13 protein-coding genes are annotated in these 15,573 nt (G+C 74.8%); 8 read left to right on the forward strand and 5 right to left on the reverse strand.

Annotated features, from left to right (window positions below; translation table 11 throughout):
* Nucleotides 1-90 precede the first annotated feature (90 nt).
* The 3 genes from CHF16_RS41565 to CHF16_RS27975 form a co-directional block, all read right to left on the reverse strand.
* Entirely contained in the window at nt 91-924 is an 834-nt protein-coding gene (locus CHF16_RS41565; protein ID WP_089329129.1) for a GNAT family N-acetyltransferase, read from the reverse strand.
* 89 nt (nt 925-1,013) lie between these two features.
* Nucleotides 1,014-1,673: a response regulator gene (locus CHF16_RS27970; protein ID WP_179271734.1), complete on the reverse strand. Its 660-nt coding sequence runs from the start codon at nt 1,671-1,673 to the stop codon at nt 1,014-1,016.
* Entirely contained in the window at nt 1,670-2,809 is a 1,140-nt protein-coding gene (locus CHF16_RS27975) for a sensor histidine kinase (protein ID WP_089329131.1), read from the reverse strand. Before CHF16_RS27975 ends, CHF16_RS27970 begins: the two co-directional genes overlap by 4 nt.
* A gap of 216 nt (nt 2,810-3,025) precedes the next feature.
* On the opposite strand from CHF16_RS27975, the gene CHF16_RS27980 reads away from it, so the two are divergent.
* The 7 genes from CHF16_RS27980 (at nt 3,026) to CHF16_RS28010 (ending at nt 11,804) form a co-directional block, all read left to right on the forward strand.
* Nucleotides 3,026-4,468, forward strand: coding sequence for an MFS transporter (locus CHF16_RS27980; protein ID WP_089329132.1), 1,443 nt, complete (start codon nt 3,026-3,028; stop codon nt 4,466-4,468).
* On the forward strand, nt 4,465-6,270 hold the full coding sequence (locus CHF16_RS27985; RefSeq protein WP_089329133.1) for an ABC transporter ATP-binding protein: 1,806 nt from the start codon (nt 4,465-4,467) through the stop codon (nt 6,268-6,270). The genes CHF16_RS27980 and CHF16_RS27985 overlap by 4 nt, the downstream gene beginning before the upstream one ends.
* The gene (locus CHF16_RS27990) at nt 6,267-7,994 is read left to right on the forward strand and encodes an ABC transporter ATP-binding protein (protein ID WP_089329134.1); all 1,728 of its coding nucleotides are present in this window, start codon (nt 6,267-6,269) and stop codon (nt 7,992-7,994) included. The genes CHF16_RS27985 and CHF16_RS27990 overlap by 4 nt, the downstream gene beginning before the upstream one ends.
* Before the next feature lie 40 nt (nt 7,995-8,034).
* Nucleotides 8,035-8,538, forward strand: coding sequence for a GNAT family N-acetyltransferase (locus tag CHF16_RS27995; protein WP_089329135.1), 504 nt, complete (start codon nt 8,035-8,037; stop codon nt 8,536-8,538).
* A gap of 72 nt (nt 8,539-8,610) precedes the next feature.
* Nucleotides 8,611-9,648 (forward strand): SGNH/GDSL hydrolase family protein, encoded by a 1,038-nt coding sequence (locus CHF16_RS28000; RefSeq protein ID WP_089329136.1) that lies wholly within the window; start codon nt 8,611-8,613, stop codon nt 9,646-9,648.
* 58 nt (nt 9,649-9,706) lie between these two features.
* Nucleotides 9,707-10,672, forward strand: coding sequence for a CapA family protein (locus tag CHF16_RS28005; RefSeq protein WP_089329137.1), 966 nt, complete (start codon nt 9,707-9,709; stop codon nt 10,670-10,672).
* Nucleotides 10,673-10,802: 130 nt separating this feature from the next.
* On the forward strand, nt 10,803-11,804 hold the full coding sequence (locus CHF16_RS28010) for an ABC-2 transporter permease (RefSeq protein WP_143228148.1): 1,002 nt from the start codon (nt 10,803-10,805) through the stop codon (nt 11,802-11,804).
* Here the strand turns inward: CHF16_RS28010 and CHF16_RS28015 are convergent, their stop codons facing one another.
* Complete coding sequence (locus CHF16_RS28015; RefSeq protein WP_245869380.1) at nt 11,805-12,539, reverse strand: YqjF family protein; 735 nt, start codon at nt 12,537-12,539, stop codon at nt 11,805-11,807.
* Nucleotides 12,540-12,595: 56 nt separating this feature from the next.
* Nucleotides 12,596-13,606: a methyltransferase gene (locus CHF16_RS28020; protein ID WP_089329139.1), complete on the reverse strand. Its 1,011-nt coding sequence runs from the start codon at nt 13,604-13,606 to the stop codon at nt 12,596-12,598.
* 384 nt (nt 13,607-13,990) lie between these two features.
* Here CHF16_RS28020 and CHF16_RS28025 point away from each other — a divergent pair, with 384 nt between their 5' ends.
* Complete coding sequence (locus CHF16_RS28025) at nt 13,991-15,547, forward strand: serine/threonine-protein kinase (protein ID WP_218826872.1); 1,557 nt, start codon at nt 13,991-13,993, stop codon at nt 15,545-15,547.
* Nucleotides 15,548-15,573: the final 26 nt, after the last annotated feature.

Genomic DNA, 15,573 nt, shown 5'->3' on the forward strand with positions numbered 1-15,573 from the left:
GGACTCCACGGTCCAGGCGATGGAAGTGCTCACTCACCGGCGGCTACCAGGCACCGAGTCTGTCAGCAGTGGCCGACCCGGCAGCTCCCATTAGGTGAAGGAGACGATGACGCGGTCCTCGACAGGGCGGTAGCCGATGCGGCGGTACACGCCGTTGCTCGTCGGGTTGGCGAGGTCGGTGAACAGCACGACGTCCGCGGCGCCCGCGTCGAGCGCCGCGCGGGTGGCGGCCGCGGTGACGGCGGCGCCGTAGCCGCGGCGGCGGTGCTCGCCGGGCGTGTAGACGGGCGCGATCCGCGCGACGCCCGCGGCGGCCGCCGTGCGGCCCGCCATCGCCACCGGCCGCCCGCCGTCCTCCCACAGCGTGATGAGGCCGTCGGCGAGCCTGGCGAGCAGCACCGCCGGGTTCGGGGCGCCGTGCCCGCCGGTGTCGCGGTGGAAGGCCGCGGACCAGCCCGCCACGAGGTCGCGGTCGGCGTCGCCGCCGGTGCGGGCGGCGCCGCCGGGCGCCGGGTCGGGCGGTTCGAGGCGGGCCAGCCGGTGGAGCCGCTGCCGCATCGTGACGCGGCCCGCCGCGCCGGTGCGGCGCGTCCACGCGTCCGCGAACGCCGCCGCCGTCGCGGGCGTGCCGTTGACGGCCCCCACCACGTGGTCGCGTTCCGCCAGCACGCCGGCGAGCTCCCGCGCGGCCCGCTCCGGCATCGCGCTCAGCAGCGGCGGGTAGCGGTCGGTCGTCCACAGGCACGTGGCCGCGACGTCCGGGCCCTCCGTCCACCATCCGAACCGCGCGTGCGGGTAGAGGTTCCGGTGCCGCAGGGACTCGGTCAGGGTCAGTGTCACGGTGTTCCGGACGGGGTCGCTCCGCAGGAAGCCGCCCGCCCGGCCGATGAACTCCTCGTGGTCGTCGCTCAGCGTCCATCCCATACCCGAGCATGGGCACTCCCGGCCCGTGCCCGCATCCCGTTTTCGGGTCCGCCCGGCGGGCCGGCGCGGGCGCCCGCGCGTCCGGCGCCTCAGGGGGTGCGCGGGGCGACCAGGCCGGACTCGTAGGCGAAGACGACGAGCTGCGCCCGGTCCCGCGCACCGAGTTTGACCATGGCCCGGCTGACGTGCGTCTTGGCGGTGGTCGGGCTGATCACCATGTGGGCGGCGATCTCGTCGTTGGACAGGCCGCGCGCCACCAGCGCGGTGACCTCCCGCTCCCGGTTGGTCAGCACGCCGAGCGCGCCGGGCGCGGGCCCGGGCCGGCGCGCGACGTACTCGCCGATCAGCCGGCGGGTGATCGCGGGGGACAGCAGCGCGTCGCCGCGGGCCGCGACCCGGACGCCCTGCACGAGGTCGGCGGGTTCGGTGTCCTTCACCATGAAGCCGGACGCGCCCGCGCGCAGCGCGTTGAAGACGTACTCGTCGAGGCCGTAGTTGGTGAGGATCACGACGTGGACGCCGGCGAGCCGCTCGTCGGCGGCGATCAGCCGGGTCGCCTCGATGCCGTCCATCACCGGCATCTGGACGTCGACGAGGGCGACGTCGGGCCGGTGCTCGGCGGCGAGCGCGACGCCCTGCTCGCCGTCGGCGGCCTCGGCGACCACCTCGATGTCGTCCTCGATCTCCAGCAGGGCCCGGAAGCCGCCGCGGATGAGGGCCTGGTCGTCCACCAGCAGCACCCGGATCACGCCGGCTCTCCCAGCGGCAGCTCGGCGCACACGGTGAAGCCGCCCCCGGGGCGGGGCTCGGCGCGCAGCCGGCCGCCGAGCGCGGTGACGCGCTCGCGCATGCCGAGCAGGCCGGTGCCGGGGACGGGCGGCGCCTCCGGGTCGGCCTTGCCGTCGTCGTCGACGCGCACGACCAGGTCGCGGTCGGCGTAGTCGATGCGCACGGCGGCGGCCGCGCCGCCGGCGTGCCGGGAGACGTTGGTGAGGGCCTCCTGGACGATCCGGTACGCGGCCCGGTCCACCTCGTCGGGCAGGTCGCGGGGGACGCCGGAGATCGTCACGGTGGCGGGGAGCCCGGTGGAGCGGGCCCGCTCGACCAGGTCGTCCAGCCGGTCGAGCCCGCTGGCCGCGGCGTCGTCGCCGGGGTCCTGGTCGCGCAGCACCTCCAGGGTGGCGCGCAGCTCGCGCATCGCGTCGCCGCTGGCCTCCTGGATCGCCAGCAGCGCGGGCGGCACCTCCTCGCCGCGCCGCCGCGCGACGTGCACCGCCACCCCGGCCTGCACCTTGATGATCGAGATGCTGTGGGTGAGGGAGTCGTGCAGCTCCCGGGCGATCCGCAGCCGCTCCTCGCCCGCGCGGCGCAGCGCCGCCTCCTCGCGCGTCCGCTCGGCCTCGGCGGCGCGCTGCTCGACCTCCTCCAGGTACGCCTGCCGGTGCCGGGTGACCGTCGCGACGACCCCGGCGGCGACGAACCAGCCGAGCATCAGCGACGCGTTCTCCAGGTCGTCGACCGGCCCGCCGTCCCCGGGCGGCCCGGCGGCGAGGGTCGCGCCGAGGAAGGCCGCGCCGGCCAGCGCCGGGGCGACCCGGTGGCCGGCCCGCACCGTCGCGAACACCGACACGAGCACCGGGAAGACGGGCGAGGGGCCCGGCTGGGCGTGCACCATGACCACGAGCATGCAGGCCGTGCTGACCAGGAGCGCCACCAGCGGCGCCCGCCGCCAGGCGACGAGCGCGAGGCAGCCGGCGAGGGCGAGCGCGGCGTCCGCGGGACCCGCGCCCGGCTCGGCCACGACGAAGACCACCGGCAGGACGGCCACCGCCACCGCGAGCAGGGCGTCCTGGGCGAGCGGCCGCCACCCGTCCAAGAACCTCATCTGCGTAGATTAAGCCGCTTTCCGGGCGGGTCGCCTCCGCCGAACGTCGCAGAACGCGCCTACTCCCGGGGAAGTACGCGGGCGGTTCCTGCGCCGCGGGTGCCGGGCGAAGGTGTCTACCCCGGCAGGACGACCGCGGACCTGCCCGGACATGACGATGTCCGGCATGCGTACGAGTCGACGAAGGCATTCCGGCGCGGTCCCGGGAGGGCCGCGATGACGATCAAGGAGACGGAGCGGACCGCGCCCGCCGCCGCGGCCGGGGCACGGCCGGGGCTCGTCCTCGCGGCGGTCGCGGTCGTGCAGTTCATGGTGTCGCTGGACCTGTCGGTCGTGAACGTCGGGCTCCCGGAGATCGCCGCGGGGCTCGGCTTCGGCCCGGCGGGGCTGACCTGGGTGATCCACGCCTACGCGCTCACCTTCGGCGGGCTGCTGCTGCTCGGCGGGAAGGCCGCCGACCGGTACGGCCGCAAGCGGGTCCTGCTGGCGGGGCTGGGGCTGTTCGGCCTCGCCTCCCTGCTCGGCGGGTTCGCGCAGGCGCCCGGCCACCTGGTCGCGGCCCGCGCGGCGCAGGGCATCGGCGCCGCCGCGCTCGCCCCGGCCGCGCTGGCGCTGCTGGCGGACGCCTTCCCCTCGGGCCGGGCGCGCGTCCGGGCCTTCGGGATCTGGAGCGCGGTGAACGCCGCGGGCGGCGCCCTCGGCGTCCTCATCGGCGGCGTGCTGACCGAGTACGCGAGCTGGCGCTCGGTGATGTTCGTGAACGTGCCGATGGCCGCCGTCGCGCTGGCCATCGCCTGGCGGGGCGTCGCCGCGGCCCCGCCGCCGGTGCGCGGCGGCCGGCCGGACGTCCTCGGCGCCGTCCTCGCCACGGGCGGCCTGACCCTGCTGGTGTTCGGGATCGTCCGGGCGGACCAGCACGCGTGGACGTCGGCCGCGACCGTGGCGAGCCTGGCGGCCGCCGCCGTGCTGCTGACCGCGTTCGTGCTGGTCGAGCGGCGCACCACCCGCGACCCGCTGGTGCGGCTCGGCCTGTTCGGCAACCGCTCGGTCGCGGGCGCCAACGCCTTCAACCTGCTGACCGGCGCCGCGATGGCCTCGGCGTTCTACTTCATGTCGCTGTACCTGCAGCGGGTCCTCGGGCACGGCGCGGCGCTGACCGGCGTGATGTTCCTGCCGTTCGCCCTCGGGGTGGTCGCCGGGTCCGTGCTCGCGGTGAGGCTCGGCTACCGCTTCGCGCCGCGCCGCCTGCTGGCCGCCGGCGCGGCGCTGGCCGCGGCCGGGTTCACCTGGTTCGGCTTCATCAGCCCGGACGGCTCCTACGGCGTCGACGTCCTCGGTCCCGCGGTCGTGGCCAGCACCGGGTTCGGGCTCTGCCTGGGGCCGCTCGTGTCCATCGCCACCGGCGGCGTCGCCCCGGCCGAGACGGGCATCGCCTCCGGGCTGCTCAACAGCTCCCGCCAGATCGGCGCGTCGCTCGGCCTGGCCGTCCTCGGCACCGCGGCGAGCGACCGCGCCGGCGGCGCCGCCACGCCCGCGGCCCTCAACGACGGCTACGCGCTCGGCCTGACCCTCGGCGCCGTCCTGCTGACCGGTGCCGTCCTCATCGCCCTCACCGTCCTGCCCAGGACGAGCCCGCCGCAGGAAGGAGCCCCGGCATGACCGCCGCACCGAGCGACCCGCACCCCGGGGACGGGGTGAGCGCGACGGGGCTGCTGCGCCCCTACCGGTGGAGCTTCGCCGCGATCGTCGTCCTGCAGGTCGTCGGCGCCGTCGCGGGGCTGGCGCCGCTGCTGGCGGTCGTCGAGCTGGGGCGGGTCCTGCTCGCGCCCGGCCCGCTCGACCGCGGCCACGTCTGGGCCGCGGTCGCGGCGGGCGCGGGCGGGCTGCTCGTCCGGCTGCTGGCCGCGGGGGCGGCGTCGGCCCTCGGGCACCTCCTCGACGACCGGGTGCAGCTGGACTTCCGCCGCCGGCTGGCGGCCCGGCTCGGGCTCGTGCCGATCGGCTGGCTGTCGCGCCGCCGGACGGGTGAGCTGGCCAAGGTCGTGGGGGACGACGTGAGCGCCGTCCACCCGTTCATCGCCCACACCCCCGGCGAGATGGTGTCGGCGTTCGCGGTGCCGGCGGTGTCGCTGGCCTACCTGTTCACCGTCGACTGGCGGCTCACGTTCATCACGCTGATCCCGGTCGCGCTGGCGGTGGCGACGGTGCCGCTGATGATGACCCCCGCGCGGCTGCGCGAGCAGAAGGAGTTCGACGCCGCGATGGGGCGCATCTCCGACTCCGTCGTGGAGTTCGTCCAGGGCATCGCGGTGGTGAAGGCGTTCGGCGGCGCCGAGCGCGCCCACCGCGCGTTCTTCGACGCCGTGGACGAGTTCACCACCTCCTTCTACCGGATGGTGCTCGGCCTCGCCGGGATCGCCGCCGCGATGCAGGTGGTGCTGTCGCCGCCGTTCGTGCTGCTGGTCGTGCTGACCGGAGGCGCGGTTCTGATCACCGAGGGCGGCATGCCCGCCGCGGACCTGCTGCCGTTCGTGCTGCTCGGCCTGGGCCTGGCCGCTCCGGTGCAGGCCCTCGGGCACGGCTTCGACGACATGCAGGCCGCGCGCCGCGCGGTCGGCCGGATCCGGGAGGTGCTCGCCGTGCCGGCGCTGCCGGAGCCGGCGCGCCCGGTCGCGCCGCGCGGCCACCGGGTGGAGCTGCGCGGCGTCCGGTTCGGCTACGACCCGGGCCGGGAGGTGCTGCGCGGCGTCGACCTGGTCCTCGAACCGGGGACGGTCACCGCCGTCGTCGGGCCGTCGGGGAGCGGGAAGTCGACGCTCGTCCAGCTGCTGCCGCGGTTCTTCGACCCGGACGAGGGCGCCGTCCTGCTCGGCGGCGCGGATTTGCGCGAGATCGGGGCCCGCGAGCTGTACCGGACGGTGTCCTTCGTGTTCCAGGACGTCCGCCTGCTGCGCGCGTCGGTCGCCGACAACATCGCGCTCGCCGTACCGGGGGCCGGGCGCGACGACGTGGTCCGCGCCGCGCGGCTGGCGGACGTCCACGACCGGATCACCGAGCTGCCGCGCGGCTACGACACGGTGCTCGGCGACGAGGCCCGGCTGTCGGGCGGCGAGGCGCAGCGGATCGCGCTCGCCCGCGCGCTGCTGGCCGACACGCCCGTCCTGGTGCTGGACGAGGCGACCGCGTTCGCCGACCCGCTCACCGAGCGGGCCGTCCGCCGCGCGCTCACCGCGCTGAGGCGCGACCGGACGGTCCTGGTGATCGCCCACCGCCTGGAGACGATCGCCGACGCCGACACCGTCGTGGTCCTGGAGGACGGCGCGGTCGCGGAGCGCGGCCGTCCCGCCGACCTGCTCGCCCGGGGCGGGCGGTTCGCCGCGCTCTGGGACGCCCACCGCTCGGCGGCCGCCGGAGGGGCCGCGGAGCACGACGCCGTACCGCAAGGAGGCATGCCCCGATGATCCGACTGCTGCTGCGCGTGCTGGGTCCCCGGTACGCCCCGCCGGTGCGCCGCACGCTGGCGCTGATGACGGTGACCGCCGTGGTCGAGGGGCTGGCCTGCGCGCTGCTGGTCCCGATCCTGCGCGAGCTCTTCGGGAGCACGCCCGGGGACGCCCGCCCCTGGCTGATCGCGTTCGGCGCGGCGGTCGCCGGGTGCGCGGCACTGCGCTACGTGAGCGACCTGTCGGGTTTCCGCGCCGGGACCACGCTGCTGGACGGCATGTACCACCGGCTCGGCGACCATCTGGCGCGGCTGCCCGTCGGCTGGTACGGGCCGGGCCGCGTCGGGGAGGTGTCGGTCCTGGCCGGGCCCGGCGTGCTCCAGGCGATGAGCGTGATCGCCCACTTGCTGGGCCCGTTCGTCTCCGCCTGCGTGACCCCGCTGACGATCGTCGGAGTGATGCTCGCCTACGACTGGCGGCTGGGGCTGGCCGCGCTCGCCGCCGTCCCGGTCGTCGCGGTGATCCAGGTGTGGACGGGACGCTCGATGGCCGCGGCCGACGAGGACCGCCACGCGCGCGCCCACGAGGCGACCGGCCGCGTCATCGAGTACCTCCAGGCCCAGCCGGTGCTGCGGGCCGGCGGCCGCACCGCCGAGCGGTTCCGGCTGCTCGACGACGCCCTGGCCGAGCTGCGGCGCGCGTCGCGCAGGACGACGCTGTCGGCGCTGCCGGGCGTCCTCGGCCTGACGCTCGTGGTACAGGCGGTGTTCACCGGCATGCTGGTCCTCGGCGCCCACCTCCTGCTCGGCGGGGACATCGGCGCGGCCGAGCTGCTGGCGGTGCTGGTGCTGGCCGCCCGCTGCGCCGACCCGCTGCTGGCGCTGGCGGAGTTCACGGGCCGGATGCGCGCCGCGCGCTCCCAGCTCGCGCGGCTCGACGAGGTGCTGCGCACCGAGCCGCTGCCGGAGCCGCCGGAGCCGGTCCGGCCGGTGCGCCGCGACCTGGAGTTCGCGTCCGTCACGTTCCGGCGGGACGCCCGCACGGTGATCCGCGAGCTGTCGCTGGCGGTGCCGGAGGGGCGGCGGCTCGCCGTCGTCGGCCCGTCGGGCGCCGGCAAGAGCACCCTCCTGCAGCTCCTCGCCCGGTTCTACGACGTGGACGCCGGAGCGGTCCGCATCGGAGGGGTGGACGTGCGGGAGATCAGCACCGAGGTGCTGATGGAGCAGATCGCCGTGGTGTTCCAGGACGTCTACCTCTTCGACGGCACGATCGAGGAGAACGTGCGCCTCGGCCGTCCGGGCGCGTCCGGCGCGGAGGTGCGCGCGGCGGCGACCGCGGCGCGGCTGGACGAGGTGGTCGAGCGGCTGCCCGGCGGATGGTCCGCGAACGTCGGCGAGGGCGGGGCGCTGCTGTCGGGCGGCGAGCGGCAGCGGGTCTCGATCGCGCGGGCGCTGCTGAAGGACGCGCCGGTCGTCCTGCTGGACGAGGTGACCTCGGCGCTGGACCCGGTGAACGAGGCGGCCGTCCACGCGGGCATCGAGCGCCTGATGGCGGGCCGGACGGTGGTGATGGTGGCGCACCGGATGCGGACCGTCCGCCGCGCCGACCGCATCGCGTTCCTGGACGGAGGCCGGATCGTCGAGGAGGGCACGCACGAGGAGCTGCTGGCCCGCGGCGGCCGCTACGCCGAGTTCTGGGAGCTGTCCCTGGCGCCCGAGGCGGCGCGCCCGGCCGGCCGGTAAAAGGGAGGCCGCCGGCGGGGGCGCGGCCTACGATCACGGCATGGGGTACGAGGTGCGGCCGGCGCGGCCGGCGGATCTGCCGGGGCTGGCGGACATCGAGAACTCGGGCGACGCGATGTTCCGGGAGATCGGGATCGTGTTCCCGCCCGGCCCGACCGTGGTCGAGGAGCTGATCGCCGCCGGCGGCGCCCGGATCGTGGTGGCCGGGGACCCGGCGGCCGGCTTCGCGGCGGTCGGCGAGGCGGACGGCGCCGCGCACCTGGAGCAGATCTCGGTGCGCGGCGACCTGACCGGGCAGGGGATCGGCGCCGCGCTGCTGGCGGAGGTCATGGCGGTCGCGGCGGAGTCCGGGGCGCCCGGCGTCAGCCTGCTGACGTTCCGGGACGTCCCGTGGAACGGCCCCTGGTACGCGCGGCACGGCTTCGCCGAGCTGCCCGAGGAGCGGTGGGGCCCGGAGATCAGGTCCCACTGGGACGCCGAGGTCGAGGCGGGCCTGCACGACCTCGGGCCGCGCGCCGTCATGTGGGCCCCCTGCGACCGCTAGTGATCTACAATGTAAAGGCGGGAACCGGAGACCGCGCACGGACGTCTGCCTGATGGACGCGAAGGAGGACGCTTGATCAGCCCGGTCGCACGGCTGCGGGACCGTCTCGGCGAGCGCCGCGCCGGGCTCGTCCTGCTCGCCGTCCTGCTGCTCCTGGCCGTCGTCCCGGTGGTGGCGCTGCCCGCGGCGCGCTGCGAGGTGCTCGGCACCGGCTGCCGGACGCCCGCGCCGCAGGAGCAGCGCGCCGACCCGGTCTCCGCCGGCCGGCCGCCGACGCCGCTGGAGGTCGCCACCCGGGGCGCCTACGTCGCGCTCGGGGACTCCTACTCGGCGGGCGTCGGCGCGGAGGCGACCGCGGCCGACCACAACCCGCTCGCCCGCTGCCACCGCACGTCCAAGGCGTACTACCACGAGGTCGCCGGGGCGTTCCGGTTCGCGAAGGGCACCTCATTCTGGGCCTGCTCGGGCGCGACGACCCGCGACGTCCTGAAGGGCCGGCACGGCGAACCCCCGCAGATCGACCGGATCGGACGCGACACGAGCCTGGTCACCATCAGCATCGGCGGCAACGACGTCGGGTTCTCCAAGGTCCTCGCCGGGTGCGTCGTGAAGCTGCCGTGGAGCCGGAGCTGCACCCGGCAGGGCGAGGAGGTCGCCCGGAAGATGGCCGAGCTGCGGCAGAGCCTGCCGTCCCTGCTGGCCGACATCACCGCGCGGGCCCCCTACGCCCGGGTGGTGGTGATGGGGTACCCGAAGGCGTTCTCCGAGGTCAGCGGCGTGGACGCGGACAACATCACGGTGTCGGACCAGCGCTGGCTGAACGCTCGCGCCTACGAGCTGGGGCAGCTGATCCGGCAGTCGGTCGAGGAGGCCGACGCGCGCAAGACCGCCACGCGCGCCCGCGGCAGCGTCGAGTTCATCGACGCCTACGGCGCGTTCGCCGGGCACGAGGTGGGCAGCAGCGACGCGTACATGAACGGCCTCGCGCTGAAGCTGCCCGCGCTGGAGGCCGAGCCGCGCAGCTACCACCCGACGGTCGCCGGCCAGCACGCCCTGGCGCAGCTGTTCATCGAGCAGATCAAGAAGGGCCCGGGCCGCCCGCTGTCCTAGCGGGGGAGCGCCCCGCGCTTCGTAGGCTGGTATCGGACGTCCCGTCGAGGGGGGACCGATGGCCATCACGATGGCGCTCGCCGGGGACACCATGCTCGGCCGCGGCGTAGGGGCGCAGATCGAGGCGTCGGGGCCGCACGGCCTGTTCTCCGGCGGCGTGCGCGACGCGTTCGCCGAGGCCGACCTGGCGCTGCTGAACCTGGAGTGCTGCGTCTCCGAGCGCGGACGGCCGTGGGACGCGCCGGGCAAGCCCTTCCACTTCCGGGCGCCGCCGGCCGCGGTCGACGTCCTGGCCGAGCTGGGCGTCGACTGCGTGACGGTCGCCAACAACCACGCCCTCGACTACGGCGCCGACGCCCTGGCGGACACGCTCGATCTCCTCGGCCAGGCGGGCATCAAGACGGTCGGAGCCGGGGAGGACCTCGCCGCCGCTCGGGCACCCGCCGTCCTGGAGGCCCAGGGGACGCGGGTCGCGGTGGTGGGCGTCACCGACCATCCCGCGGACTTCGCCGCGGGGCCTGATCGCCCGGGGGTCGCCTTCACCGATCTGCGGCAGGGCGTCCCGGACGACCTGGAGCGGCGGATCCGGGAACTGCGGGCCACCGCAGGCACCGTACTCGTCATGCCGCACTGGGGGCCGAACATGACCGCGGAGCCCCTGCCGTACGTCCGGCGCGCGGCGCGGGGCCTCGTGGACGCCGGCGCGTCGCTCGTCGCGGGCAGTTCGGCGCACGTGTTCCACGGCGTGGCCCCGCCGGTCGTGTTCGACATGGGCGACTTCATCGACGACTACATCGTCGATCCGCTGCTCCGCAACGACCTGGGGCTGCTGTTCCTGGTCACCCTGGACGAGGGAGGGCCGTCCCGGGTCGAGGCCGTGCCGCTCCGGCTCGGCTTCGCCCGCACGGAGTGCGCGGAGGGCGCCGACCACGCCTGGATCACCGAGCGGTTCACCGCCGCCTGCCGCGCCTTCGGGACCCGCGTCGAGGTGCGTGGCGGCCGCCTCGTCACGGGCGGGCTATAGCGGGTCGCCGAGCGGCCCGTACTCGTCCACCAGCGCCTCGGCCCAGTGGGCGGCGAAGTCGGGCTGCGTGCCGTCGGCTCGCATCGGGCAACCGCAGTTACGTACAGCGACGACAGGGTAGCCAGATGCAATGACTGGCTCGCCTCACCCCTCCCACGGCGTCTCCTATCCGGTCACCGCGTTGTTCATGGCGGCGGTGTTCCTGCTGGGCGCGGCGTTCATCGCGTCCTACGTGGGCGGACTCCACGCGCCGCACCCGCACCGCGTGCCGGTGGCCGTGGTCGGCCCGCCGGACACGGCCGACCGCGTCGGCGCCGCGCTGAACCGCCGGGGCCGGGCGTTCGACACACGCCCGTACCCGACCATGCAGGCCGCGCAGCGGGCGATCCGCCACCGCGACGTCTACGGCGCCTACGTGCCGCAGCAGGGCCTGCTGCTGGTCACCACCGCCTTCGGTCCGGAGGTCGCCGGCCTGCTGCGCGGGTCGTTCTCGCAGGTCGCGGCGGCGTCCGGGCAGAACCTGTCGGAGCGGGACGTGGCGCCCGCCGACGCCGGGGACCCCGATGGGCTCGTCCCGTTCTACCTGGTGATCGGCTGGATCGTCAGCGCCTACCTGGTCGCCGCGATCGTCGGCCTGTACCGGGGGATGGCGGCCGTGACACCGCGGGACGCCGTCGTCCGCCTGCTGGCGTTCGCGGTCTACTCGGCGGCTGCGGGCGCCGCCGGGACGCTGATCGTGGAGACCGGGTACGGCTACCTGTCCGGCCGCCCCTGGCTGCTCACCGGTATCGGGGCCCTGTGCGTGTTCGCCGTCGCTGTCGCGACGGCAGCCGCCGAGAGCCTGCTCGGCATCATCGGGACGGCGCTGGCGATCGTGGTGTTCGTCGTGCTCGGCAACCCGTCCGCGGGAGGGCCGCGCCCGCCGGAGATGCTGCCGGGGTTCTGGCGGGACGTCGGACCGTGGCTGCCGAACTGGGCCGGCACGGAGGCCGTCCGGAACACCGTCTACTTCGGCGGCCACGACCTGACCCGGCCGCTGATCGTCCTCGGCTGCTACGCCGCCGCCGGGATCGCGCTCGTCCTGCTCCTGGCGGGCCGCAGCAACCCCGTGATGCGGTTCCCCCGCGGCTGATCAGCCGCCGGGGAGGCCGAACCGGACCGGCACGCCCGGCGAGTACAGCACGCTGACCGGCTCGCCCAGCGGCCCCGGCAGCCCCGCCGCCGCCACGAGGTCCTGCTCGCAGCGCAGCAGCGTCGCCCGGTGCAGCGGCCACCGCGGGTGGACGTTCGGCAGGAACCGCACCCGCCCGGACACCTCGGTGTGCATGCCCCAGCGCGCGGTCAGGAAGTGCTCCAGTTCGGTCGGCCTCTCCACCCGCCCGCCGATCCGCACGTCGATCCGGCTGCGGGCGCCGCGCGGCCCCGGCCACCGCCGCGAGCTGGTGTAGCTGATGACGTCCTTGCGGGCCCGGACGGACATGCGAGACCACTGGTACGGCATCCGAAACCCCGCCCGCGCGATGGCCACGGGCAGGAGCCGCGTGGCGTCCAGCGACCGGAACACCACGCCCCGGCGCCCCTGCGCGTCCACCGAGTACAGCCGGACGTTCGTCTCCGGGAACGTGCCGAAGTACGGGACGCCGGGCAGCCCGAGCCACCCGACCCGGTCCATCCAGAACGCGACGAGACCGACGTAGGTGACCCCGTCCAGCGTGTCGGGTCCGACGCCCTCCGGCAGCAGCGGCGCCACCCGGCGCGGCTCGACGGCCCAGTGGACGAACGCCAGGTCGAGCCACCACTGCGTGAGCAGCGGCCGGGAGATCACTCCCGGCGCATCGGCGGCGATGGGCTCCGGCACCACGGACACCACCGCATCGTCCCATACCCGCCGGTCACCTGGACCAGGGGCGGCGAGGAGCGACGTCAGCCGGACGGCCGCAGCTCGATGATCGAGTGCAGCCCGCCGCGCTCGACCGGGCCGACGCGCAGACTGGCCTGCGCGGCCAGATCGCCCAGCTCGTCGAGGGTGCGTTCCCTGCCGCGGACGTAGCAGAGCATGCGCAGGTCGCCTTCGGTGTCCCGCGTGGCGCCCTCGACGTTGGCGACGTTCTCCACGACGAGCACCTTCCCCGTTCCCGAGGCCGCCTCGGCGCACCGCCGCAGAATGCGGAGTGCGTGCTCGTCGTCCCAGTCGTGGAGGACGCCCGAGAGCAGGTATCCGCCCGCCCCGGCGGGCAGGGGGTCGAAGAAGCTGCCCGCCTCGGCGTCCGCCCGATCGTCCAGTCCGGCCTCGGCGATGGCCCGCTCGGCGCGTGCGACGGGCCCGTCCAGGTCGATCACCGTTCCCCGCAGGTTCTCGTGGGCGCGGAGGAGGGCGATCAGCAGGCTCCCGTCACCGCCGCCCACATCGACCACGTGTCCGAGGCCGCCCCAGGGGTAGGCGGCGGCGAGAGCGGGCGCCTCCTCAGCCAGCCGCCCGCCCATCAGCGCGTCGAACGACGCCGCACGCCCCGGGTCGGCGGACAGGTCGTCCCAGAACGTCCGGCCGAAGCGACGCGGGAAGGCGGGTTCCCCGGTGCGGACGGTGTGCAGCATCTCGACGAAGCACAGGTCGGCGTGCCCGATGGCCCCGTCCAGATCGAGCCAGCGCCGCAGGCCGCCCGGATGGTCGTCGCGAAGCTGCTCGCCCAGGGGCGTCAGCCCATAGGCGCCGTCCTCCCGGGTCAGCGCGCCGAAGGTCACCAGATGTTCGAGTACCCGTCGCAGTGCGTCGGGTTCGGCGTCCACCGCTACGGCGAGAGCTTCGCTCGTCCGCGTGCCGTCCGCGATGTGATCGGCGACCCGAAGTGTCGCCGCGACTCGAATGGCCATCGGGGTGAGCAGATCGGCGGCCGCCCACAATCTCCCGCCCCATCCCGCGGTTTCTTCGGCCACGGCGCCTCCCTCACTCGCAGGACATCACCGGAGACGCTACTCCGGAGGGCCGCCCGCTGTCCGCGCCCGGCAATACCTGAAAAGAAACCGTCTGCGGCGCTACTCCAATTCGGGCCGGACGATGTGCCAGCCGCCCGAACAGCGCCCGACCTTCGGGGGCCACCTCAGCCGTGCACCTGCCTCGCCATACTTGAACCGGTAAAAAAGGAGACCTCAGCCACGCGCACGTCATAAAGGGACGCGCCAGAAGAAGACCGGCGGCCGTGCGACGACCGATATGCGTCCTCGGTTCGCAGGGCCCCGTCCGGAGTGCCGCCGAGGTCCGCGCCGAGGCGGAAGCGGATCACACCTTTCCGGATCTTCTGCGGACGGTAAATTCTGATCGTGAGCTGGGACCGCGAAGGTGTGCTGGCAGGCCGCTACCGGAAGCTCGGGCGGATCGGGCAGGGCGGCATGGGGGCGGTGTGGCGCGCCCTCGACACCGATCTCGACCGCGAGGTCGCGATCAAGGAACTGCGGGTGCCCGAGCAGGTCACCGAGCAGGAGCGGGCGGTGTGGTACTCGCGGATGGAGCGCGAGGCGCGGGCCGCCGCCAGGCTGAGGCACCCGGCCATCGTCACCGTCTACGACCGGGTCATGGGCGAGGACGGCCGTCCGTGGATCGTGATGGAGCTGATCCACGGGCGGTCACTGGAGCAAATGCTGGCCGAGCGGGGAAGGCTGCCGGCGCACCAGGTCGCCGCGATCGGCCTGGCGATGCTGGACGCGCTGTCGGCCGCGCACGCGCAAGGCATCGTGCACCGCGACGTCAAACCCGCCAACGTCCTGCTCGAAGGCGATCGGGTCGTCCTCACCGATTTCGGCATCGCCGCCGTAGAAGGCGACGCCACCCTCACCCGCTCCGGTGCGGTGCTGGGCACGCCCGCCTACATGTCCCCAGAGCAGGTGCAGGGCGAGACCGTCACGCCCGCCTCCGACCTGTGGTCGTTAGGCGCGACCCTCTACGCGGCGGTGGAGGGCCGCCCGCCGTTCACCGCTCCCACGCACGGGGCGCTGTTCATTGCCATCGCGACGCGGGAGCCACCCCCACCCGTCTGCGGCGGACCGCTCGCGCGGCTCCTGGACGGTCTGCTCCACAAGGACCCGGCCGCCCGGCTGTCCGCCACCCAGGCCCGCGAACTGCTCGCACTAGCGTCCACTGACGCAGAACGACATCCCGCCGCGCACAGTGCACCTGCCTCGCGCATCACCTCGTCACCTGGACCCGCGACCCGCGTCGACATCGTGCCCCAGACTGCCCGTGCGCGTCCGGCGGCCGTGCGGCGTGCCCTCGTCTGCGGCTGGATCGCGGTCGTCGGCTCGCTGCTGCTGCCGTTAGGGCTCGGGGAGGATATCGCTCTGAAGGTCCTTCTGGACGAGGGCCCGTCCTGGATGCTGTGGGTGCTGGTGGCGCTGTTCGCCGTCTCGGCGCTGCAGTGGAGGTTTCCTCATCGGGCCGTGCCGGCACTCGCCATCGTGATCGCTCTCGATCTGGCGCTCTTCTTGGCGGCGCCGCTGGGAAGGGTTTCGGTCGCGCAGGTCTTTCCCCACACCGACATCATCCCCGTCGGCTACGGCCTGGCCTTCGGCTGGCTCGCGGGCGCGGTAGCGCTCATGCTGGCGTTCGCGGGGTTGAACGGGGCGCTGATCTCCCGGATCCAGTCCCCTCGGGCACGGGTGGCGGTGTCCGGAGCGGCCGTGGTCCTCGAAGGTCTCGTCGCGGTGCTCTGGCCCGTGCTCGTTTCGTGGGCCCTGACCGAGCCGATCACGCTGAGCCCGATCACGTACGACTTCATCGAGGGATGGATGTTCAAGACGTTGCTCGGCCTCGTGTGGATCGCCTGGAGCACGGCTCAGCTCGCTCCCCGCCTCCGCCGGACCGCAGCGGAATCCGGCGCCTGACCCACCCCCCGACTGAGCCGCCCAGC

This window comes from Actinomadura meyerae (assembly GCF_900188445.1).
Taxonomy (GTDB): domain Bacteria; phylum Actinomycetota; class Actinomycetes; order Streptosporangiales; family Streptosporangiaceae; genus Spirillospora; species Spirillospora meyerae.